Origin of the sequence: Flavobacterium sp. DSR2-3-3, assembly GCF_049896585.1 — a bacterium.
In the GTDB taxonomy this organism is placed as follows: domain Bacteria; phylum Bacteroidota; class Bacteroidia; order Flavobacteriales; family Flavobacteriaceae; genus Flavobacterium.
The window spans coordinates 20898-43635 of sequence record NZ_JAFCUP010000016.1; the positions used below are offsets into that span (position 1 = coordinate 20898).

Consider the following 22738-nt stretch of genomic DNA (forward strand, 5'->3'; position numbering starts at 1 on the left):
CAAGTGTCTATTTTAATTAATAGGAAAATCCTAACGTTTAGTATGCGGTTTAAATGAACTATTTTTCTTTTTCGGATGATTACTTCGTTACTTACAATTAAATTAGTATTCAAAAATTGGAATTAAAAATTGAGATGAGATTCCTCCGCTGAAGGAATGACAAACTGAGTTGAGTTTCTTTGTCGAATATTTTAGTGAGATTGCTTCGTCACTAGCAATGACAGGATGCAACTGAAATCCACTTAAATCAAACCTAATTTCAAATTAAACCCGAACTCTCCTAGCCCCGAGTGAAATGAAAAGCTTTTTGCGAAAGCCGTTTTGGTTTTTCTAGTTTATAAAAAGCGACCAAAGGAAGCTCTTTTATGAACTTTAGAAAAACAAACGGGTTTACAAAAACTTGCAATGAAAAGCGGGAAATAGCTACTGAAATTTGTACTTTTGCAGTTGAACTACAAGGTTTTCGATATGAACTCAACTATAGAAAGCAATCCGCTATTAGACCGATTGCCAAAGCACTTAAAACAATTCATTAAACCTCAGGATTATAGCGATTATACGCCCATAAATCAAGCCGTTTGGCGTTATGTGATGCGCAAAAATGTAGCTTATTTATCAAAAGTGGCGCATAGCTCCTACCTAGAAGGATTAAAAAAAACGGGAATCGAGATTGACAACATTCCGAGTATGTATGGCATGAACCGTATTTTGACTGAAATAGGTTGGGCAGCGGTTGCGGTGGACGGATTTATTCCACCAAATGCTTTTATGGAATTTCAGGCGTATAATGTGCTCGTAATTGCTTCTGACATTCGTCAGCTCGAACATATAGAATACACACCCGCACCGGATATTATTCACGAAGGTGCTGGTCATGCGCCCATTATTGCCAATCCGGAATATGCGGAATACCTGCGTCGTTTTGGAGAAATAGGCTGTAAAGCGATTTCTTCTCACAAAGATTACCAAATGTATGAAGCCATCCGACTGCTTTCTATCTTGAAAGAGGCCGAAGACACCCCGCAAGCCGATATTGATTCTGCCGAAAAAGCGGTAGAAGATTTGCAGAATAACATGGGTGAATTATCGGAAATGGCGCAAATAAGAAATCTGCATTGGTGGACCGTGGAATATGGTTTGATTGGAACTATCGACAATCCAAAAATTTATGGGGCTGGACTACTTTCGTCCATTGGCGAAAGTGCCTGGTGCATGACGGATAATGTGAAGAAAATTCCTTACGACCTGTCTGCAGCGAACCAGAGTTTTGATATTACAAAACTACAACCGCAACTTTATGTCACTCCAGATTTTGCTTATTTAAGCTTGGTTTTAGAAGAGTTTGCCAATAAAATGGCGTTGCGTACCGGAGGACTATCAGGAATTAATAAATTGATTCATTCTAATGCTTTAGGAACGATTGAACTGAGTACCGGAATTCAGATTTCGGGCGTTTTTACCAATGTTATTGAAGAAGAAGGAAAACCTGTTTATATCCAAACTACAGGAAAAACAGCATTATCATACCGTGAAAAAGAATTAGTAGGTCATGGAACGGCTAAACACGCCAAGGGTTTTGGAAGTCCAATTGGAAAACTCAAAGGAATAAATCTTGCGATTGAAGACATGAGTCCAAGAGATTTAAGCGCTTATTCTATCACTGAAAGTGAAACCGTAACACTTGAATTTGAGGGAGATATTACCGTAAAAGGAGAAATTATCACCGGATCAAGAAACCTGCATGGAGAAATAATTTTAATCAGTTTAAAAAATTGTACCGTGACCCACGGAGAAACTACTTTGTTTCAGCCGGAATGGGGAATTTACGATATGGCTGTTGGTAAAAAAGTGATTTCTGCTTTTTCAGGTCCTGCTGATGTAATAAGTTTTGATATGATTTCGCATGTTCCAAGCAGTAAAACCATTAAAGCAAAACATACCGCAGAGCGTGATGATTTGGAGGTTTTATACCAAACAATTCGAAATATTAGAGAAACCAAGGATAAGCAAACCTCTTTGGCACCAGTTTTTGAAAAATTACGAGATAATCATCCAAACGATTGGTTATTAACTATTGAAATCATGGAACTATTAAAAGATAGAAATGAACCGCAATTGTTACAAGAAGTAATGGTTTATCTTGAAAATTTACAACAAAGAAGACCTGAAGTAGCGCATTTGATTGCAGGTGGTCTGGATTTGATTTTTGATAAAGAGAAAGCTTAAGTTTTTATCGTACATTATTTTTGTCACATCGAGCGCAGTCGAGATTTTTTAATAGGCTTAAACAGCTATAAAAATGGTTTCGACTGCGCATAACCTGACAGAAAAAGTATTTACAATTTTATCTGCTGTCCAAAATCTTTTTCGCTTTCGATAACTTTTCCTTCGTATTGTAATTTCCAGCCCATTGTATTGGTCAGAATTAATATTTTCGACAATTCACTTATCAATCGATTTTGAGCATTTGACTTCAAGGTCGATTTTTCGATTTTCTTAGCCAGATTCGCTTTAACCGATTTATTGATTTTATTGTAATCATCGCCCGTAAATGGATTTAATTTACTTTGTTCGACGTTGTAAAACTGAATATCAGGGCTGATTTTTATTTCTTCTTTTGGAATGCTAATAATAGTGATTGTTTTATTTTTTTCATCAATATCGTATTTCATTTTGTGTAAATCATACGCAACGGTTACATCAGCATTAACAATCACTAATGCTTTTTTCTCGAAAGAAAGCATATCCAACAAATATTTCTGTTGATTCTTATAGGTAATCACTTCCGAGAAATGACCCTCGGTAACTACCAATTTACCAACGTTTAGAATTTGTTGTTGAATGAGATTAGTATTGTAACTGATGTCTTCATCATCGTTTTTCTTAAAATCGCAGTATTTGAATAATAAAAATATTCCACCGATAACTGCTATTGCAATAAGTATTCTTCTTAACATAATTAAAATTTCATAAATAAATATTCTGATTCCAATTTAGTGATTTTTTCTCTGACTTTAGACTCAAATTTTAAATGACTTTCAGAATTCGGATTAAAAGGCCTGTGCGAAAGACTTTTTTGAATACCTTCTACTTCATCCATCACATTATAAGCAGTTTCAGAAATCGTAGTTTCCTTAAAGCGTTTCCAAATATAATCGATCGCCACTTGATTGGGATGCAACATATCTTCGGCATAAAAACGGTAATCACGAAGTTCATCCATCATGATTTCGTAGCTGGGAAAATAAGTCCCCTCCTCCCTCACGGGGGAAACTTGCAAAACAGTGTATAAAGCAGAAATTAAATTTGATTTACTTACTTGATTTTCGACAAAACCGTCTTTGATGTGACGGACCGGCGAAACGGTGAAAATAATGTTGCAATTTGGATTTACAGCATGAATTAATTTGATTGTGTTTCTGATACTTTTTTCGATTTTCTCAGCAGAAAGTAATTCTTTTTTGAACTGCTTTTGTGGCACTTTATGGCAATTCGCCACAATAAAATCGATTTCGATGTTTCGATATATCCAAGATGTTCCATACGTGATGATGAAATGTGTTGATTCTATTATTTGTTGATATGTTGATTTAATTATTGCGTTTAATGATTTTAATAATTCCTCTTTACTTAAATTACTCAAATCCGAATGCGCATCAAAACAATGCCAACGATCATTGTAAAAAAAAACATCGTTTTCTGTAAATTGTTTTCCAGAAACAGCAAAATCGATCAGTTTTTCAATTGCCAATGGATGAAATAAAATACCAAATGGATTACAGCTATTTTGAAATTTAAAATAGTCCAGTTTCTCGGCCATATTTACCGCAAAACAAGATCCCAAAGACATAATTTTAGAATTATACTCTATTGGACAATTACTTTTGGAAATGGGGATTTGGGTTCTGAATTGCATTACTTTCTATTTGCTACAAATTTCAATAATTTTAGCGAATTAAATGGGATTTAGTTCTTTTTTCATTGGCATAAAAAACCCCTTTCGAGTTTTAAACTTTGAAAGGGTTGCCATAAAATAAATGTTTCCATTAGTAGAAATATTGTGTTTTTAAATAACCAGAGTTCCCATTAGCAAAAATTGCAGTTTCTGAAACCCGTTCTTTTGGATAATTTTCCAAATCGTAAGTATAAAAGCTTTTATACATAATAGCTGATGACGATATTTGGTCATCTTTTGAAACAGTTGTAATCACTGTGCTAATTAAAGTATTATTTAGCGAAATTTTTTCGTTTTGATTTAATAATTCTCTGAACCCCGTAACATTAATCATGGGATTTTTCTCAACATCATAATCATAGCTTACGCTGTAATTCGAGATAACTCCGGCGTTAACATTGTCTAATATTCGATTGTCTTTGATCAAATTTTCATTTCCAAAATACAATATTCCGTGAAATTCTTTTACCTGCTGATTCGTTGAAATAATCGTAAATCTTTCATAAGATACCGTTTTATCGGAATTACGAATGTACTTGATTCTGTAATTACCTAAAGATTGAACTAGGGACAACTTACCTTTTAGATAACTGTATTCAATAGTTTCCAGAAGCTGATTTTTTTTATTTAGCGTTTGCATTTTTGTAATCAAACCATCGGTATAAGTAAAATCAGTACGTTTCTCAGCCCCTTCAATACTCACGATTTCATTGCCATTGTAACTGAATAAAGTTGTTTCTGAAGTCCCTTCTTCTGAAGTTTCAACAACTTTCTTCAATAATTTTACATTATCTTCCAAATCATTGGAACACGAAAATTGTGTCAATACAAAAACCAATAAGACCCAAAGTAGAACTATTTTATTTTTCATAATAAACTTATCGCTTCTACCATTTAATTTTTGGCACAAAAGATTTCAAGTTTACACAAATATAATTTCCGCTACAATGTTCATCGTTATAATCCCTACATTTCGGTTAAACTACTACTTTTGAAACTAATTCTAATGCCTCATAAGCATACTAAAACAAGGAATTGTAGTTAAAAAAATACCCTTTTAGAAAATAATTCTAAAAGGGTATTTATAATTAAAAAAAAATTTGTTCTATTTTACAAACTCAATCGCTTTCTCCAAAGCTTGCTGAATTCCAGCTACATTCTTCCCTCCTGCTGTCGCAAAGAACGGCTGACCTCCTCCTCCTCCTTGGATAAATTTACCCAATTCACGAACCACTTGTCCTGCATTTAGGTTTTTCTCCGCAACTAATTCTTTAGAAATATAACAAGTTAACATTGGTTTTTCCTCGTCGGCTGTAGCCAAAACGAGAAACAGGTTATTCCCTAAATTCCCTAGTTCATACGCTAAATCTTTGGCTCCTTCTGGATTCAAATCGACTTGCTTTGCCAAGAATTGAACACCGTTTATTTCCTGAATTTCAGCAATCAAACTCGCTTTCAAATTTTTAACTTTATCTTTTACCAAAGACTCAATTTGCTTAGCCAATTTGGCATTTTCTTCTTGCATCGAATGAACGGCTTTCAAAATATCCTGAGGATTTTTCAAGGCTGCTTTTACTTCATTCAATGTATTTTCATGCGATGCAAAATGGGCTTTTACCGCCGCACTTGTAATCGCTTCGATACGACGAATTCCCGCCGCAACTGCTCCTTCAGAAACGATTTTGAAATGCCAGATTTCAGCCGTATTTTTTACGTGAATTCCACCGCATAATTCCATGCTTTCGCCAAATTTAATCGCACGAACCTCATCTCCATATTTTTCTCCAAACAACGCCATTGCACCTTCTTGAACTGCTTGCGCAAAAGGAATGTTTCTTCTTTCGATAAGTGGTAACTGCTCTTGAATTCTTGCGTTTACAAAATCTTCCACTTGTTGCAATTCGGTTTCTGTCATTTTAGCAAAATGAGAAAAGTCAAAACGCAAGTAGTTTGGATTTACTAAAGAACCTTTTTGTTCAACATGCGTTCCCAAAATACTTCTCAATGCTTGATGCATCAAGTGTGTCGCCGAGTGATTTCTAGAAGACAAGCTTCTCAAGTCCTGATTCACTTTGGCCACAAAACCAGCGTTTACATTCTCTGGCAATTGTTTTGTAAAATGCAAAATCAGGTTATTTTCTTTTTTCGTGTCGATGATTTCGATCGTTTCATTGGCAGAAATCAAGGTTCCTTTATCTCCCACTTGTCCTCCACCTTCTGGATAAAATGGTGTGTTATCTAAAACGATTTGGTATAAAACCCCATCTTTTTTACTGTCCACTTTACGAATACGAGTGATTTTTACATCACTTTCAGATTGATCGTACCCAACAAATGTTTCTACATTTCCAGGTATTAAAACCGACCAATCTTCGGTTGAAACTTCTGATGCTGCGCGAGAACGTGTTTTTTGTTCTTGCATCGAAGCGTTAAAACCAACTTCGTCCAGTTCAAATCCTTTTTCTCTCAGAATTAATGCAGTCAAGTCAATAGGAAATCCAAAGGTATCATACAATTCAAATGCTTTTGATCCTGCTACCGTTTTTCCTTTTTCATATTCAATAACTTTATCCAGCAATTGCAAACCTTGATCTAATGTTCTTAAGAAAGAAGCTTCTTCTTCACGAATTACATTTGTAACCAATTGTTGTTGCGATTTGATTTCCGGAAAAAATTCACCCATTTGATTCGCCAAAACTGCTACCAATTGGTTGATAAACGGTTCTTTTGTATTCAAGAACGTAAATCCGTACCGAATAGCACGACGCAAAATTCGACGAATTACATAACCTGCACCTGTATTGGATGGCAATTGCCCGTCGGCAATAGCAAAAGCTACGGCACGAACGTGATCGACCACTACACGAATAGCGATATTAGTTTTGTTTTGCTCTTCACTCTCTTCGACTCCACTAAGAGTGACATCATTTGGCGTATATTTTAATCCTGTAATTTGTTCCACTTTTTCAATAAGTGGCGTAAAAACATCAGTGTCATAATTAGATGTTTTTCCTTGTAATGCCATACACAAACGCTCAAATCCCATTCCGGTATCAACGTGTTTTGCAGGTAACTTTTCCAGAGTACCATTTGCTTTACGGTTAAATTCCATAAACACATTGTTCCAGATTTCCACTACTTGCGGATGGTCATTGTTTACTAAACTCTTTCCTGATACTAAAGCTTTCTCTTCAGCAGAACGAATGTCAACATGAATTTCTGAACACGGTCCGCAAGGTCCTTGATCTCCCATTTCCCAAAAATTGTCTTTTTTGTTTCCAAGAATGATTCGGTCTTCATCAATTAATTCCTTCCAAATATCCCAAGCTTCCTGATCAAATGGTACATTTTCTTCTTTATTCCCTTCAAAAACGGAAACGTATAAATTTTCTTTAGGGATTTTATAAACTTCTGTCAAAAGTTCCCAAGCCCAGTTGATGGCTTCTTTTTTGAAATAATCACCAAAAGACCAGTTTCCCAACATTTCAAACATGGTATGATGATACGTATCAAAACCTACATCTTCCAGGTCATTATGTTTTCCTGAAACACGAAGGCATTTTTGCGTATCGGCAATTCTATTGCTTTTTGGAGTTCCGTTGCCCAAAAAATATTCTTTGAACTGCGCCATTCCTGAATTGTTGAACATCAAAGTTGGATCATCCTTTAAAACTATCGGTGCTGATGGAACGATTAAGTGTCCTTTACCTGCGAAAAAATCCAGAAATTGTTTACGTACGTCTTGTGATTTCATTTTTTTAATTTAAATATTTAAGGATTCAAAAATTTAAAGATTATTTAGAATTGAAATTTTCAATCTTAAAATCATTAAATCTTTTAATTTCTTTTGCCCCAGATAGCAGTGAAAAGCTTCGAGATTTATACCTCTATTTTTTCTTGAGGTGGCAGAGCGACCGTAGGAAGCTCCTGCTGGCTCATTAGAAAAAAAGAGGTATCAACGAGAACTTGCAACGAATAGCTGGAACAGGCACATTATTTTATTTATTCCTAAAAAAAAGGTGTAACAAATGAAACATTTCTTAAATTTGTTCGTCTAACCTTTTACAGTGTGCAAAAATAGGGTATTTTAAAATATGTCGAAAGTAAAATATTATTACGATTCCGAAAATCTAGCTTACAGAAAAATAAAGACACAAAAAAGAAGAAAATTTGGTGTTATTATCCTGTTTTTATTGGCATCGGCGTTATTTGGTTTTTTGAGTTTTGTAATTTTATTGAATACTCCTTATTTTGAAACGCCAAAAGATCGTTTGCAGGCGCGTGAAATTGAAAATTTGAGATTGAATTATGCCATTTTAAATAAAAAAATGGATCAGCTAAATGACGTTGTTGATAATATTGAAGATCGGGATAATAATTTGTATCGTGTGTATTTCAACAAATCCGCTATTCCGGATTCTGTTCGGAAAGCGGGATTCTCAGGAAAAAACAGGTATCAATTATTAGAGGGTTACGACAATTCACAGTTGGTTATCAATACCACGAAAAGGATTGATGTCCTGAGCAAAGAATTGTCGATTCAGTCCAAATCACTGGATGCGATTTTAAAATTGGCAGAAGCCAAAAGTGATTTTTTGTCAGCTATTCCTGCCATTCAGCCAGTACGAAATGAAAATTTAAAACAAATGGCCTCTGGTTTTGGATACCGAACGGATCCTTTTACAAAAGCACGAAAAATGCATGAAGGCATGGATTTTACAGCTAAAACTGGATCTCCCATTTATGCCACGGGCGACGGAGTTGTAGCAAAAGCAGACAATACAGCCTCAGGATATGGAAATCATATTGTTATTCGGCATGGATTTGGATACGAAACTTTGTACGCACATTTGAGCAAATACAAAGCGAGAGCGGGACAACGCATAAAACGAGGCGATGTTATAGGATATGTGGGAAGCACGGGAAGATCCGAAGGGCCGCACTTGCATTATGAAGTTCATAAGGATAAAAAAGTAGTAAATCCGCTTAATTTTTATTACGGAAATATTTCGGCAGTAGAGTATGTCGTCATCGCACAATTGGCGAACCAAGAGAATCAATCATTAGACTAATGCAAAAATAGTGTTCAGTATTCGGTTGGCAGTGTTCAGTGAGAAGATAAAAAACAGTATTCAGTGACTAATTCAACTGGACAAAAAAAATAAAAAAACATGCACATTGAACTTTCTAAAGACAAAAGATATCACAGCATTGGCGAAGTAGCCAAAGCATTTGACGTGAATGCATCGCTGATTCGTTTTTGGGACAATGAATTTGATATTTTGAAACCAAAAAAGAATGCTAAAGGCAATCGAATGTTTACTCCGGAAGACATCACTAATTTACAATTGATTTATCATTTAGTGAAAGAAAGAGGTTTTACGCTGGAAGGTGCCAAAACCCATTTGAAAGAAGGACAAAAGAAGACATTGGATAAGTTTGAAATTATTCGGAAACTAGAAACCATTCGTACACAATTAACAAATATTAAAAACGAACTTTAGAAATATCAATTGTTTTTCTAAAAAACAAATTAAAAATAAAAACTAAATATTAAACATTAAATTAAATAAACATGAGAAGATTTTTGCCTTGGATTATCGGAGCAGTTGTAATTTTTGTAATTTACAGCTGGGTGAAAGGAATTAACAATACTGCGGTAACGTTAAACCAAAATGTTGAACAATCTTGGGGTGATGTCCAAACTGCGTATCAAAGAAGAAATGACCTTATTGGAAACTTGGTAAATACTGTAAAAGGTGCTGCCGATTTTGAAAAAAGCACATTGACGGCAGTTATCGAAGCTCGTTCTAAAGCAACATCAGTAAATGTTGATCCTGCCAATATTACTCCGGAACAATTAGCAGAATTTAACAAAGCACAAAGTGGCGTTTCATCAGCATTATCAAGATTATTAGTAACTGTTGAAGCATATCCTGAATTGAAAGCGAACCAAAACTTTTTGAAATTACAGGATGAATTGGCGAGTACAGAAAATCAAATTCTAACCGCGAGAACGCGTTTTAATGAAGCGGTAAAACCATATAATTCTCATATTAAAACATTTCCAAACAGCTTATTTGCGGGATTGTTTGGATTTAAAGAGAAAGCATACTTTACTGCAGTTGAAGGTGCAGATAAACCCGTTGAAGTAAAATTCTAATCTAAAAAGCAATGTCAAAAGTAGAGGATTTTTTAACCAAAGAAGATGAACAAAAAATTGTTGAAGCTATTCGTATGGCTGAAAAAAATACTTCTGGCGAGATTAGAGTTCATATAGAAAAAACAACTTCCATGGATGCGTATGATCGTGCCATGGAAGTTTTTCATGAACTAAAAATGGATGAAACCGAACTTCAAAATGGTGTTTTGATTTACTTAGCTGTTGAAGACAGACATTTTGTAATTTGTGGTGACAAAGGAATTAATGATGTTGTTCAAGATGATTTTTGGAACTGTACCCGAGATATTATGGTAGCAGAGTTCAAAAAAGGAGATTTCAAACAAGGTCTTATTGACGGAATTACCAGAGCCGGAGAGCAATTGCAGAAATATTTCCCTTTTCTGGAAGGCGACACAAATGAATTATCAAACGAAATATCTAGAGGATAATGTTATTACAAAAAAAGAATACTATAATTTTCCTAAAGCTGTTTCTTTGTTTGTTATTCACACAAATTGGCTTTGCGCAGCTTACCATTCCTGAAAAACCAACTTTACAGACTTCTGTTTATGATTATGCGAATGTTTTAAGCGCAAAAGAAAAAGCGCAACTGGAAGAAAAACTGATAAAATATTCTGATTCTACCACCACTCAAATTGTGATTGTTACTATAGAAACGCTCAAAGGCGAAGATATTGGTATTCTTACACCAAAATGGGGACAAACTTGGGGTATTGGAGGAACAGCAAAAAATGACAACGGCGTTTTAATTTTATTGGCCAAAGCCGAAAGAAAAATATGGATCTCCGCAGGATATGGTCTTGAAGATCGATTAACAGCAGGTATCGGTGGAGAAATTACCCGAAATATTATTATCCCTGAATTTAAATCCGGAAGTTATTACAATGGGCTTGATAAAGGAACCGATGCATTGATCGATGTTTTTAAAGGAAAGTATAAAGGAGAGCGTGTAAAGACGACAAAAGATAAAGGATTTCCGATTTTACCAATTATTATTATTGTCATCATTGTACTAGTGCTGATTGCTCGAAACAAAGGTGGTGGTGGAAATTCCGGCAACAGAGGTGGCGGAATAGGACCTAGTTTATTGGATGTCATTATTCTGAGTAGTCTCGGTAGAAATAGTGGTGGCGGAGGTTCATCGGGTGGTGGGTTTGGCGGTGGAGGTTTCGGAGGTGGATTTGGAGGCGGAGGTTTCTCTGGTGGTGGATCTGGTGGAGACTGGTAGTTTCCAGTTCCTTTTTGATAAAACAAATACTAAAAATCAAAAAATTAAAGGATTTTTTAGATTGCAAATAATTTTTATTTTTAAATATTTGTACTATTTAAAATTCATTAAAAATTAAATCAATTATATAAAATGCTTTCACACAAAGCCAAATACGCGCTAAAAGCACTTTTATATTTAGCGCAACAGGAAGAAACCCATGTTTCTAAAACTTTCGAAATTGCTGAGTCAGCCTCAATCCCTAAAAAGTTTTTGGAACAAATTCTGTTGGATCTTAAACGTGGTCATTTTGTTGGAAGTAAACAAGGAAAATGTGGTGGTTATTATCTTTTAAAATCTAAAAACGATATTACTTTAGCCGATATTCACAGACTTTTTGATGGTGCAATTGCTTTACTCCCTTGTGCCTCATTAAATTTTTATGAACGTTGTTCAGATTGTGTCGATGAATCTAAATGCCTGTTAAGACACGGATTAATTACTATTAGAGAAGAAACGCTAAAGGCGATGGAAGGCATTACTATAGCTTCTTTAGTACGATAATAAAAAAAATATTTATAAACCCTACTAGTTTTATAGAATTAATTATATATTTGCCTCAAATTTAATTCATCATTAACAATCCAAATTTAAGCGTATGAAAACGTATCAAAGTCAGCTTGCTTTTTTGAATAAGCAATCCCGAAAAAATCTACTAATTGTAATTGAAGAAAAGAGTTCTCAAATGATGTGTATGTGTTAGTAAAAAAATTTAATTTTAATTCTACTAATTACATATAATTTATATAAATGAAAAATTCTGTAAAAAATATACTTACAATACTATCCTTTTTAACTTTCTCAATATCATTTGCACAAAACATTGAAGGTGTCATTACTACAAACCAAAACATTCCATTAGAAGCTGCAAATGTTATCATAAAAGGAACTAACTCCAACACTACTTCAGATTCTAACGGGAAATTTATAATAGACACCAAAGAAAAACTTCCTGTAACTCTTTTGGTTCAATATGTAGGATACAAAACTGCAGAAGTAGAAATTATTTCTTTACCAATACCTTCATTACAAATAACGCTTGATGAAGAAAATGCTTTGGTCGAGGTTGTAGTTTCCTCAAGGCGCCGAATAGAAAAAGTACAAGATGTACCAATCGCAATATCAGTAATTACAGGAAAACAGGCAGAACAATCTGGAGCTTTTAATGTTAATCGTATAAAAGAACTTGTTCCATCCGTTCAATTATATTCGTCAAACCCCAGAAATACCGGTATTAACATCCGAAGCTTAGGTTCTCCTTTTGGACTTACTAATGATGGAATCGATCCAGGTGTCGGTTTCTATGTTGATGGCGTTTATTATGCACGTCCAGCGGCGACCACTCTAGATTTTATCGATGTAGAACAAATTGAAGTATTGCGGGGCCCGCAAGGATCATTGTTTGGTAAAAATACAACTTCGGGAGCTTTTAACATCACTACTCGTAAACCAAGCTTTACTTCAGGTGCAACATTTGAAATCAGCTACGGAAACTACGCATTTCTCCAAGCCAAAGCATCGATAACGGGTGCATTAGGTAAAAAAATTGCAGGTCGTATCTCTTTTTCTGGTACGCAACGTGATGGCCTGATTGATAACATTGCAACAGGAAAACCTACCAACACCCTCAACAATCAAGGAATTAGAGGACAATTACTTTTTACGCCTTCTGAAAGAACTAATATCATTTTAGCTGCAGATTTTACGGCTCAACGTCCCGACGGATATGCACAGGTAGTTGCAGGTATCGCACCGACACAAAGAGCAGCTTACCGTCAATTTGATGCTATTATTGCTGATTTGAATTATAAACTGCCAAGTTTAAATGCGTTTGATCGTAAAATTGATCACGATACGCCATGGCGTTCAGGGCAAGATATGGGCGGTATATCTCTTAACATAGATACAAAAATTGGAAACGGAACACTTACGGCAACGACAGCTTGGCGTTTTTGGAATTGGGATCCATCAAACGATAGAGATTTTACAGGATTACAAGTATTAACAAAATCGCAAAACCCAACCGTACAGACACAAATAACGCAAGAAGTACGTTACGCAGGTCATCTTACCTCTAAATTAAGTGGGGTTGTTGGTGTCTTTTTTATTGACCAAACATCACAAACAGATGGTACTGAAGAATCCGGTAATGCGCAATGGAGATTTGCCCAAAGTACCACCAGTAATTTATGGAAAACACCAAATCTATTTGAAGGTTACGGCATCAAAACGGACGCACGCATTAGAGCTTCCAGTGCGGCAGTATTTGGTCAGTTGGACTGGGCTATTACAGAACGTTTACACATATTACCCGGTTTACGTTATAATTTTGATAAAAAAGATGCGGATTACAGCCGTACAACCTACGGAGGACTTCAAACGAATGAGCCAGCCTTGATTGCTTTGAAAAAATTAGTTTATACGGATCAGTCATTTTCATCTAACACAGATAATACTGACCTTTCCGGAAACGTAACCGTTTCTTTTAAAGCCACTGACAAGATTAACGCATATGCGACTTATGCAAAAAGCTACAAACCCGTTGGAGTAAACGTAGCGGGATTACCTACTCTTGCTGGACAGCCAATTCTTGAACTTGCCGTAATTAAACCGGAAGAAGTAAATCATTATGAAATTGGAATAAAAACATCACCGTTTAAAAACGCAATATTCAATTTAACCTTTTTTAATACCGATATCAAAGATTTTCAAACTAATGTACAGGCAGCAGAATTAGGTGTAAATCGTGGATATCTTGCCAATGCAGATAAAGTAAAGGTAAAAGGAGTAGAATTAGATGCCAGTTTTGTAATCAGTAAACATTTTACCATTAATGGTGCAGCGACCTATACAGATAGTAAATATGTTAAATTTACAAATGCACCTCTTCCGTTGGAAGAAACAGGAGCCTCAGTATCCTTCAAAGATGTTTCCGGAACTGCTTTGCCAGGTGCTTCAAAATGGGCAGGATCTTTAGGAGGTGAATTTTCAAGCAAAGCAAGATTTTTTGGGAATACAGGAAAAATATTCCTTGGAATTGATTCTTACGCACGTTCTGAATTCTCTTCAAGTCCATCTGCTTCAAAATATTTAGTAGTTCAGGGTTATGCCCTATTCAATGCTCGTTTGGGTTTTCGTGCAACAGATGGTTTTTCTGTACAATTCTGGGTACGTAACCTTTTAAACAAAGATTATTACGAACAACTATTACCTGCCGGCGGAAATTCAGGACAATATGTAGGAGTATTGGGCGATCAGAGAACTTATGGAATTACACTTCGCTATTCATTGTAAACACAATAACTTCGAGAAACATTTAATTTAAAACAGCATTGTTAAAACTTAGGTTTTAAAGTGCTGTTTTTACTTTTTCTAAAACATAATTAATAATTTCAACTTATTAAAATACTTAAAAAAAAAAGTAACAAAACTATAGGATTTGTAGACTTTATGTAAATTTGCAAAAATTCAAATAAAACTTCGTGAAAACCATTAGAACCATTATCTTTTTATTTGTATCGGTACTCTGTCAAGCACAAACGGGGAAAAATATAGATCATCAAAGTATCGTTTGGTCGCGCTATTACAATCAATTGCTCTTAAATAATAAATGGTCTTTGCATTCTGAATTTGACAACCGGCTTTTTATAAAACCAATACAAAGGAATTTATATGTAGTTCGCGTTCAAGGACGTTATAAAATCAATGATTATTTAGAGACCGGTGTTGGCTTTGCTTATTTCTCTGTTGACACACAAGTCCAAGAAACAAACAATGATTTTAACATACCTGAATACCGAGGACAACAAGATATTACGTTGAAAATAAACGTGAAGCAAGTAACATTGATCCAACGATTTCAAACAGAAGAGCGATTTATTCACAATTCCAATAAGGAAGAGTTGTTGCCAGGCAGCGCATTTTCGTGGAGATTTAGATACCGACTTCAAGGTGATTATACTTTTTGGAGAAAAGAAAAACAATTATTAAAAGCAGTAGTATCAGATGAAATAATGTTCAATTTTGGAAAAAAAATCATCAAAAATACGTTTGATCAAAATAGAATTTATGCCGCAATACATTATGGCATGAATACCAATTTAACATTTGAACTAGGCTATTTAAATAGCTTTCAAAGACGAGTTGGCGGAGTCGACTATTTCAACAGAGACATCATTCGATTTAGTATTTTCCACAAAATAAAAATCCAAAAAAAGGGTTAAATTGGATTGAGAATCCGTAATCGATTGTAAGAATAAAAGAATGAAAGAAATAATCAGCATTATTTTAAACATTGATTGTCAATATATTAACGTAATATTTGCAATTCATGGCGTAACTTTAGTAAAAAGATATGACCATGAAAAATTTTGCAATTAAACTCGTTTGGTTCACAACCATTTATGTTTTTGTATTTGCCGGTTTATGTCAAACTAACGTTGCTTTACCGGTAATAATGACCCTATATTGCATTGGTATTCCATTAATACTATTAATGGTATATACCGTCCTTACTGATGATTATAAAACTACAAAAACATTCAAAGATTGGTACGGTGATCATCCTATGGAGACTTTGGAAGAAGAAAAAGAAGAAAGCTAATCATTCGAATCCATTTTAACGCAAAAAATCCCGATTGCTCGGGATTTTTTATTAGCCACTATTTAAATTTATCTCACTTTGCTTTTTAAAACAAAATAATGCAACCATTTTGGGAAAAATCGTTTCAGATAAATTCCCATAATTTCTTTACCACCAATATAAATTTCAAATTTTTTAGACTCAACGGCTTTCACAAATTTCTTGGCAAAAACGCTTGTTGACATTCCATTTTGAGTTGCCGCATCGTCTATATTCTGTTTGGATCCGTCTGCCGTCATTGCGTTTTTGGCCACATTCGTTTGAACAAATCCAGGACAAACAAGCGTCACATTGATAAAGTCTTTTTGATGTTCCATTCTTAACACATCAAAAAAACCATGTAAGGCATGTTTTGCACCACAATATCCGGAACGATAGGGCGACCCGAATTTCCCCATCAAACTAGTTACAGTAACAAAATGTCCTGTCTTGTTTTTGATAAAATGAGGTAATAAAGCTTTTGTCAGCGCAACCGTACCGAGATAATCAACTTCGATTAATTTTTTATCGACCTCAAAATCGGTCTCTACAATTAGGGAACGCTGGCTAACCCCACCATTATTGATAAGTACATCCACTTTTCCAAAGGCAGCAACTGCTTTTTCTACATGATTTTTAGCATTATCAAAATCAACTAAATCAAAAGGTAAAATGATTACTTCAGCGTTTATACATTTAGATTTTACAGTTTCTAAAGCTTCTCCATTTCGTGCCGAAAGAATCAGTTTGCAATTTCTAGTAGCTAATTCATACGCTAAAGCCTCTCCTATTCCGCTGGAAGCGCCAGTAATCCAAACAACTTTATCGTTTATTGCGTTCATATTTTTTTCTTAAAAATAAAAAGTTTATCAAGTTTTTACAAACTCAATAAACTTTCTAATATAATTATGGAAATAAAGACTATTTCTCTCTGATATAAATATCGATTGGCACTCCTGAAAAGTCCCAGTTTTCTCTAATTTTATTTTCCAAATAACGCTTGTAAGGTTCTTTTACGTATTGTGGCATATTAGCAAAAAACACAAATTGTGGTGTTGGAGTTGGCAACTGCATGCAATATTTAATTTTCACATATTTACCCTTTGTTGCTGGCGGCGGATAAGCTTCAATCACTTTCAACATGAATTCATTGAATTTTGACGTAGCGATACGTTGTTGTCTGTTTTCGAAAACTTTTACAGTAGCTTCTAATGCTTTCAACAAACGTTGTTTCGTTGTAGCAGAAACAAAAAGAATAGGCACATCCGTAAACGGCATTAATTCTTCTCTAATTTTAGCTTCATAATCACGAGTTGACATCGTTTCTTTTTCTACTAAATCCCATTTATTCACCAAGATTACAACACCTTTACGGTTTTTCTCAGCCAACCAAAAAATACTTTGATCCTGGCCTTCAAATCCACGAGTGGCATCAATAATCAAGATACAAATATCAGCGTGTTCAATTGCACGAACCGAACGCATTACCGAGTAAAACTCTAAATCTTCTTTTACTTTCGCTTTACGACGAATTCCTGCGGTATCCACTAAGTTGAATTCGAAACCAAAACGGTCAAATTTAGTATCGATAGAATCACGGGTAGTTCCCGCAATATCAGTAACAATATATCGGTCTTTGCCAATTAACGCATTGATAAAGCTTGATTTTCCAGCATTGGGACGACCTACAACTGCAAAACGAGGCAATACCACTTCTTCCTGTGTTGGCTCTGGTTTTATAGGAAAAGCATCAATCAATGCATCCAATAAATCTCCTGTTCCGCTTCCAGAAATACTGGCAAACGTGTAATATTCGCCTAAACCAAGATTGTAAAATTCAATTGCATCTTTCTCACGCATCGCATTATCCACCTTATTTACAGCAAGTAAAACCGGTTTCGTCACTTTACGCAACAATCTCGCAACGGCATCATCCATTGGGGTAATCCCTTCTTCAACATCAACCACAAAAATGATAACATCAGCCTCATCAATAGCTAATTCCACTTGTTTGCGGATCTCTCCTTCAAAAACATCATCAGAACCACGCACGTATCCGCCGGTATCAATTACAGAAAACTCTTTTCCGTTCCACTCGCTTTTACCATAATTTCTATCACGGGTAACCCCCGATACTGAATCTACAATAGCTTCTCTTCTTTGTATCAGCCTATTAAAAAGGGTTGATTTCCCCACATTAGGTCTTCCTACTATCGCAACAATATTATTCATAATATAAATTCAAATATTTTGCAAAGGTAGTGTTTATAACCATCAATATCAATTTTTTTGATATATTAGCAAACCCTTATCTTTTTAATACTTACAAGTTTACTATTATGGATACTAATAATGAGCTCAGACTTCGCTTACGGTTTTACAAAGATGTTCCGCAAAACATCGATGCCTTGCGAGTTAAATTTGCCAATTATACCCGAATCAAGTCTCAGGATTACTTCGTTAAAATTCGGGGTTATCACATTTGGTTAAACATCAAAGGCCCCAAAAAAGCGTATTGGTCTCCCCATTTGCATTTAGAAATGGAATCAAAAGACCAAAACGAGACTCATATCAGAGCATTATTTGGCCCTGATCCAACCTTATGGACACTTTTTATGTTCTTCCATTTTATTATTGCGGGAATCTTTTTGATTTTTTCGGGAATTGCTTATTCTGATTATATCCTGAAAAACCCCGTAACATTCGATTTAGTAGTAATGGGATTAATGGTTTTTGCCTGGTTTTTACTATACATTGTAGCCAAACAGATCCGTAGTAACGGCCACAACCAAATGAATGATCTGGAAAACTTATTTATGGAAATTATAGAATCTTAGTTTTTATTTGGAGCAATTCCAGCTCTCCGCTCAATCTTTTATGCTGTCCCGATGTTTCGGGACTGCACAAAAGGATGCCGCTGCTATCTGGGCTAAAAAAAAATCAATATCAGAAATTGAATTCCAATATTGATTTTTGAAAAAAACGAACCAGAAAAATTACTGGTTATAACCAAATCGCTTCAACATATTCACGTTACTTCTCCAGTTTTTATTCACTTTCACATACAACTCAATATGAATTTGTTTGCCAAAGAATTTTTCTAAATCAGCTCGGGCTTCCATACCTACTTTTTTCAAAGCAGCACCTTTGTGTCCGATGACGATTCCTTTTTGAGTATCGCGCTCGACCATAATCAAAGAACGGATTCTAATGATGTTTTCATCTTCAAAAAACTCTTCGGTTACAATTTCTACTGCGTACGGGATTTCTTTGCTGTAATTTAACAATATTTTCTCGCGGATGGTTTCATTGACAAAGAAACGTTCCGGTTTGTCTGTCAATTGATCTTTTGGATAATACGCAGGCGATTCTGGTAATAATTCAATGATTCGTCCAAAAACTTCCGGTACATTAAAATTCTGTAAAGCTGATATTGGGAAAATTTCTGCATTAGGAACTTTCGCAGTCCAGAAAGCCACCTGCTCTTCGAGTTGTTCCTGATTAGAATTATCTATTTTGTTTAATAGAAGCAGAACTGGGATTGTAGCATGAATAATTTTATTAAAAAATGCTTCGTCTTTCAATTCCTGTTCTCCAATTTCCACCATATAAATCAAGATGTCAGCATCTTCAAAAGCTGACTTTACGAAATTCATCATGGACGCCTGCATTTCGTAGGCTGGTTTTATGATTCCCGGCGTATCCGATAAGATCAATTGAAAATCTTCCCCGTTTACAATTCCTAGAATTCTATGACGTGTTGTTTGTGCTTTTGAAGTAATAATTGATAATCTTTCTCCAACAAAGGCATTCATTAATGTTGATTTCCCAACATTTGGATTTCCTATGATGTTTACAAAACCTGCTTTATGTGACATTTCTATTATAATTTATTGTGCAAAGGTAGACATATCAAGTTAATAGATGAAATAAAACATTTTTAAAAATTTTTATTGGATATACGGAAATTCGTTGTACATTTGCACCCGAAACAACGCGGGATAGAGCAGTAGGCAGCTCGTCGGGCTCATAACCCGAAGGTCACAGGTTCGAGTCCTGTTCCCGCTACTAAGGATTTTATTGAAATTACAAACGCACATCGCGGGATAGAGCAGTAGGCAGCTCGTCGGGCTCATAACCCGAAGGTCACAGGTTCGAGTCCTGTTCCCGCTACTAAAAAGCTTCAGAGAAATCTGGAGCTTTTTTTGTTTTAAAACCTTTGATAAATTTGTTGTTTAGAATTTGTAAAATCTTTTAGATTTAAGTAACGTAAGAAAACGTATTACATTTAAAAGCCAAAACAGTATCAATAACACCTCTCGGAAATATAAATATGATCTTCACCTCTTCTCAGAGTCCTTTTGGAAAAAACTAGCGTAAGAAATAGCCTCCTGATTTATATTCTCGCTTTTACAACTTCAACTATCTATGCAATTTTTCATTTTCAATTATTTTCTGGAACGCCACTTTTAGAACTTCAAAAAGAGAAAATTAAAATGGATTAGATTAAGAAACTTATTTACACTTCAATTAAGTTTCGAACAATTAATTTGAAGAAATTAACCTTTAGAAACATTAATAATGAAAATGTGTCGACAGATTTAAAATTTATTCAAACAACAAAAAAATGGTATATATTAAATTGGATAACTTTTCAAATTCAGCTAAAAATTTTAAATAGCTAACACGTTAAAAAACGTTCTTATAGCCAATGAATTAATGCAAAAAAGTATAAAATAAAGTTCTCAATTCATTTGATAAAAAAAACCTGTGAAACAAGTCTCACAGGTTTTTTACCAACTACGTTTATTAAAATTAACATAACCAAAAATCAACTAAATTCTATTTTGTTAAAAGTACGTATCTGTTGTTTTTTGAAAATTAATCCTCTGAAGCAATTGCTGAATTTCTGCCGGTTGTCACATCTAATAATACGGTAACTCCCTGCTCATTTAACATTGTCATATTCAAGGTGTCTAAAACGGCTAAATCTTTAGACACAAGACCATTAAATCTGTTGTAAGAAATATTCATCTCTCTTAGATTGTCTAATTTTTCCAATTCCATTGGAACCTGTCCAATCATATTATTATCAAACAAACTAAGGTTTTCGAGAGAAGTCATATTTTCTACATCGCGACTTAATTCTCCCACAAGTTTATTGCTATTAAGAAGTAATGTTTTTATTGTTTTGATGTCATATAGCGAATTTGGAATTTCTCCCACAATCTCGTTATTAAACAATGATAACACTTCTAACTGCTTCAAGGCTCCAATTTGCATTGGTAATTCTCCTGATAGCGCATTCATATACAACTCTAATTCTTTTAAATTACTCATTTCACAAACTGAAGATGGAATTATTCCTGATAATTTATTGAAAGAAAGATTCAACACTTTCATTTCTTTTAGTTTCCCGATAGTCGAAGGAATAATTCCTGAAATTTGATTTTTGTGTAAATCCAATTCTTGAAGACTCACCAAGTTCATAATTTCAGCGGGAATGTCACCCACTAAATTATTATCAGCTAAACGAACTGAAATTACTTTTTCATCCAGTACTTTCACTCCGTACCAAGTCGAAACAGGGGACGATAAATCCCATTTTACAGTCCACTGCTTTCCATTTGTCGATTGGTACAATTTAATTAACGCATCTTTTTCTGATTGAGATACATTGGCAAACATCGAAATGGAAAACAAAAGGATGAATAATAAAGTAGCTGTTTTTTTCATAATTAAGATATTTTATACTTTTACAGGTCTAAGCTACTTTTATTATGGTTAATCCGCAAATATAATCGACAAAATACATTGTTTTGTTTTTTATATACTGTAATAACTTACAATTTTGATTTTTTTGATGTTAATTTATAATTTGTTAAATTTGTTTTAATAACCACAAAACCAAATTTATGGAAATCAATTTCTTAGCACTATTTGTTGCGGCTTTATCGACACTCGTAATCGGATTTTTTTGGTACCACCCAAAAGTTTTTGGAACTATTTGGATGAAAGAATCAAGCCTTACTGCAGAAAATCTGAAGGAAGGAAATATGCTTTTACTATTTGGCACCTCATTACTTTACGCTTTTTTTATTAGCTTTTCACTTCAAATGCTAACAATACATCAATTTGGTGCTCTAGGAATGGTTGGAGGAGATCCCAATATTGCCAAACCATCCTTCTCCGCATTTATGACCGATTATGGAACCGTATTTAGAACCTTCAAACATGGAGCTTTACACGGATTTATGAGCGGGCTCTTTTTTGCTTTGCCAATTATTGGAACAAATGCTTTATACGAAAAAAGAAGTTTCAAATACACTTTTGTAACCGGTGGATTTTGGATACTAAGCTTTACAATTATGGGTGGAATTATATGTGCCTGGAAATAAACATTTGTTTTGATTTAAAATAAATTTCGACTATCAATAAGCTAATCGAAATTTATTTTTATTGAATTTTTTCAATTGTTTTTGTCAAATCAATGTCCATATCAGTTACACCTCCAGCATCATGTGTAGTAAGGCGAATCGTAACTTTGTTGTATACATTGAATAATTCCGGGTGGTGATTGCTCTTTTCAGCTATTAATCCTACTTGAACGAAAACCAATAACTTGCGTAAAATCTAAGAATTTAAAGTCTTTCTCTATTCAGTTCTTGATAAATTTTTATTCGTTTAGCACTTTCAAATCGGTTTGAATAG

21 protein-coding genes and 2 tRNA genes are annotated in these 22738 nt (G+C 34.6%); 14 read left to right on the forward strand and 9 right to left on the reverse strand.

Features of this window, described 5'->3' with window-relative positions; genetic code table 11:
* The first annotated feature begins 468 nt into the window (after window positions 1-468).
* Window positions 469-2226 (forward strand): aromatic amino acid hydroxylase, encoded by a 1758-nt coding sequence (locus ACP7AQ_RS15300; RefSeq protein WP_426096077.1) that lies wholly within the window; start codon window positions 469-471, stop codon window positions 2224-2226.
* Between the two features lie 110 nt (window positions 2227-2336).
* Here the strand turns inward: ACP7AQ_RS15300 and ACP7AQ_RS15305 are convergent, their stop codons facing one another.
* The 4 genes from ACP7AQ_RS15305 to alaS all read right to left on the reverse strand — a co-directional run bounded on the left by ACP7AQ_RS15305 (window position 2337) and on the right by alaS (window position 7709).
* Entirely contained in the window at window positions 2337-2957 is a 621-nt protein-coding gene (locus ACP7AQ_RS15305; RefSeq protein WP_426096078.1) for a DUF4230 domain-containing protein, read from the reverse strand.
* A gap of 2 nt (window positions 2958-2959) precedes the next feature.
* Window positions 2960-3916, reverse strand: coding sequence for a GSCFA domain-containing protein (locus ACP7AQ_RS15310; protein ID WP_426096079.1), 957 nt, complete (start codon window positions 3914-3916; stop codon window positions 2960-2962).
* A gap of 130 nt (window positions 3917-4046) precedes the next feature.
* Window positions 4047-4826, reverse strand: coding sequence for a hypothetical protein (locus ACP7AQ_RS15315; protein ID WP_426096080.1), 780 nt, complete (start codon window positions 4824-4826; stop codon window positions 4047-4049).
* A gap of 234 nt (window positions 4827-5060) precedes the next feature.
* Window positions 5061-7709, reverse strand: coding sequence for an alanine--tRNA ligase (gene alaS / locus ACP7AQ_RS15320; protein WP_426096081.1), 2649 nt, complete (start codon window positions 7707-7709; stop codon window positions 5061-5063).
* Between the two features lie 340 nt (window positions 7710-8049).
* On the opposite strand from alaS, the gene ACP7AQ_RS15325 reads away from it, so the two are divergent.
* The 9 genes from ACP7AQ_RS15325 to ACP7AQ_RS15365 all read left to right on the forward strand — a co-directional run bounded on the left by ACP7AQ_RS15325 (window position 8050) and on the right by ACP7AQ_RS15365 (window position 16009).
* Window positions 8050-9027 carry a M23 family metallopeptidase gene (locus ACP7AQ_RS15325; protein ID WP_426064122.1) on the forward strand — a complete coding sequence of 326 codons (978 nt, stop codon included), beginning with the start codon at window positions 8050-8052 and terminating at the stop codon, window positions 9025-9027.
* A gap of 99 nt (window positions 9028-9126) precedes the next feature.
* Entirely contained in the window at window positions 9127-9459 is a 333-nt protein-coding gene (locus ACP7AQ_RS15330; RefSeq protein WP_091202441.1) for a MerR family transcriptional regulator, read from the forward strand.
* A gap of 71 nt (window positions 9460-9530) precedes the next feature.
* Window positions 9531-10118, forward strand: a complete 588-nt coding sequence (locus tag ACP7AQ_RS15335; RefSeq protein WP_426064123.1) for a LemA family protein — start codon at window positions 9531-9533, stop codon at window positions 10116-10118.
* Window positions 10119-10129: 11 nt separating this feature from the next.
* Complete coding sequence (locus tag ACP7AQ_RS15340) at window positions 10130-10567, forward strand: TPM domain-containing protein (RefSeq protein WP_426064124.1); 438 nt, start codon at window positions 10130-10132, stop codon at window positions 10565-10567.
* Window positions 10567-11367 carry a TPM domain-containing protein gene (locus ACP7AQ_RS15345; protein WP_426096082.1) on the forward strand — a complete coding sequence of 267 codons (801 nt, stop codon included), beginning with the start codon at window positions 10567-10569 and terminating at the stop codon, window positions 11365-11367. The genes ACP7AQ_RS15340 and ACP7AQ_RS15345 overlap by 1 nt, the downstream gene beginning before the upstream one ends.
* Before the next feature lie 132 nt (window positions 11368-11499).
* Complete coding sequence (locus ACP7AQ_RS15350; RefSeq protein WP_426064126.1) at window positions 11500-11910, forward strand: RrF2 family transcriptional regulator; 411 nt, start codon at window positions 11500-11502, stop codon at window positions 11908-11910.
* A 246-nt stretch (window positions 11911-12156) separates the two neighbouring features.
* Window positions 12157-14700, forward strand: coding sequence for a TonB-dependent receptor (locus tag ACP7AQ_RS15355; RefSeq protein ID WP_426096083.1), 2544 nt, complete (start codon window positions 12157-12159; stop codon window positions 14698-14700).
* Between the two features lie 188 nt (window positions 14701-14888).
* Entirely contained in the window at window positions 14889-15629 is a 741-nt protein-coding gene (locus ACP7AQ_RS15360) for a DUF2490 domain-containing protein (protein WP_426096084.1), read from the forward strand.
* A gap of 137 nt (window positions 15630-15766) precedes the next feature.
* Window positions 15767-16009, forward strand: coding sequence for a hypothetical protein (locus ACP7AQ_RS15365; RefSeq protein ID WP_426096085.1), 243 nt, complete (start codon window positions 15767-15769; stop codon window positions 16007-16009).
* A gap of 68 nt (window positions 16010-16077) precedes the next feature.
* Here the strand turns inward: ACP7AQ_RS15365 and ACP7AQ_RS15370 are convergent, their stop codons facing one another.
* Window positions 16078-16869 (reverse strand): SDR family oxidoreductase, encoded by a 792-nt coding sequence (locus ACP7AQ_RS15370; protein WP_426096086.1) that lies wholly within the window; start codon window positions 16867-16869, stop codon window positions 16078-16080.
* A gap of 79 nt (window positions 16870-16948) precedes the next feature.
* Window positions 16949-18259, reverse strand: coding sequence for a ribosome biogenesis GTPase Der (gene der / locus ACP7AQ_RS15375; RefSeq protein WP_426096087.1), 1311 nt, complete (start codon window positions 18257-18259; stop codon window positions 16949-16951).
* 107 nt (window positions 18260-18366) lie between these two features.
* On the opposite strand from der, the gene ACP7AQ_RS15380 reads away from it, so the two are divergent.
* The gene (locus tag ACP7AQ_RS15380; RefSeq protein ID WP_426091018.1) at window positions 18367-18864 is read left to right on the forward strand and encodes a hypothetical protein; all 498 of its coding nucleotides are present in this window, start codon (window positions 18367-18369) and stop codon (window positions 18862-18864) included.
* 159 nt (window positions 18865-19023) lie between these two features.
* On the opposite strand, the gene era is transcribed toward ACP7AQ_RS15380, so the two are convergent.
* Window positions 19024-19905, reverse strand: coding sequence for a GTPase Era (gene era / locus ACP7AQ_RS15385; RefSeq protein WP_426064133.1), 882 nt, complete (start codon window positions 19903-19905; stop codon window positions 19024-19026).
* 117 nt (window positions 19906-20022) lie between these two features.
* On the opposite strand from era, the gene ACP7AQ_RS15390 reads away from it, so the two are divergent.
* Window positions 20023-20095, forward strand: a tRNA-Met gene (locus tag ACP7AQ_RS15390).
* A 32-nt stretch (window positions 20096-20127) separates the two neighbouring features.
* Window positions 20128-20200, forward strand: a tRNA-Met gene (locus ACP7AQ_RS15395).
* Between the two features lie 708 nt (window positions 20201-20908).
* On the opposite strand, the gene ACP7AQ_RS15400 is transcribed toward ACP7AQ_RS15395, so the two are convergent.
* Window positions 20909-21763: a leucine-rich repeat domain-containing protein gene (locus tag ACP7AQ_RS15400; RefSeq protein WP_426096088.1), complete on the reverse strand. Its 855-nt coding sequence runs from the start codon at window positions 21761-21763 to the stop codon at window positions 20909-20911.
* 179 nt (window positions 21764-21942) lie between these two features.
* On the opposite strand from ACP7AQ_RS15400, the gene ACP7AQ_RS15405 reads away from it, so the two are divergent.
* Window positions 21943-22425 carry a DUF1761 domain-containing protein gene (locus tag ACP7AQ_RS15405; protein ID WP_426096089.1) on the forward strand — a complete coding sequence of 161 codons (483 nt, stop codon included), beginning with the start codon at window positions 21943-21945 and terminating at the stop codon, window positions 22423-22425.
* A gap of 58 nt (window positions 22426-22483) precedes the next feature.
* Here the strand turns inward: ACP7AQ_RS15405 and ACP7AQ_RS15410 are convergent, their stop codons facing one another.
* Window positions 22484-22645, reverse strand: coding sequence for a 4a-hydroxytetrahydrobiopterin dehydratase (locus ACP7AQ_RS15410; protein WP_426096090.1), 162 nt, complete (start codon window positions 22643-22645; stop codon window positions 22484-22486).
* Window positions 22646-22738: the final 93 nt, after the last annotated feature.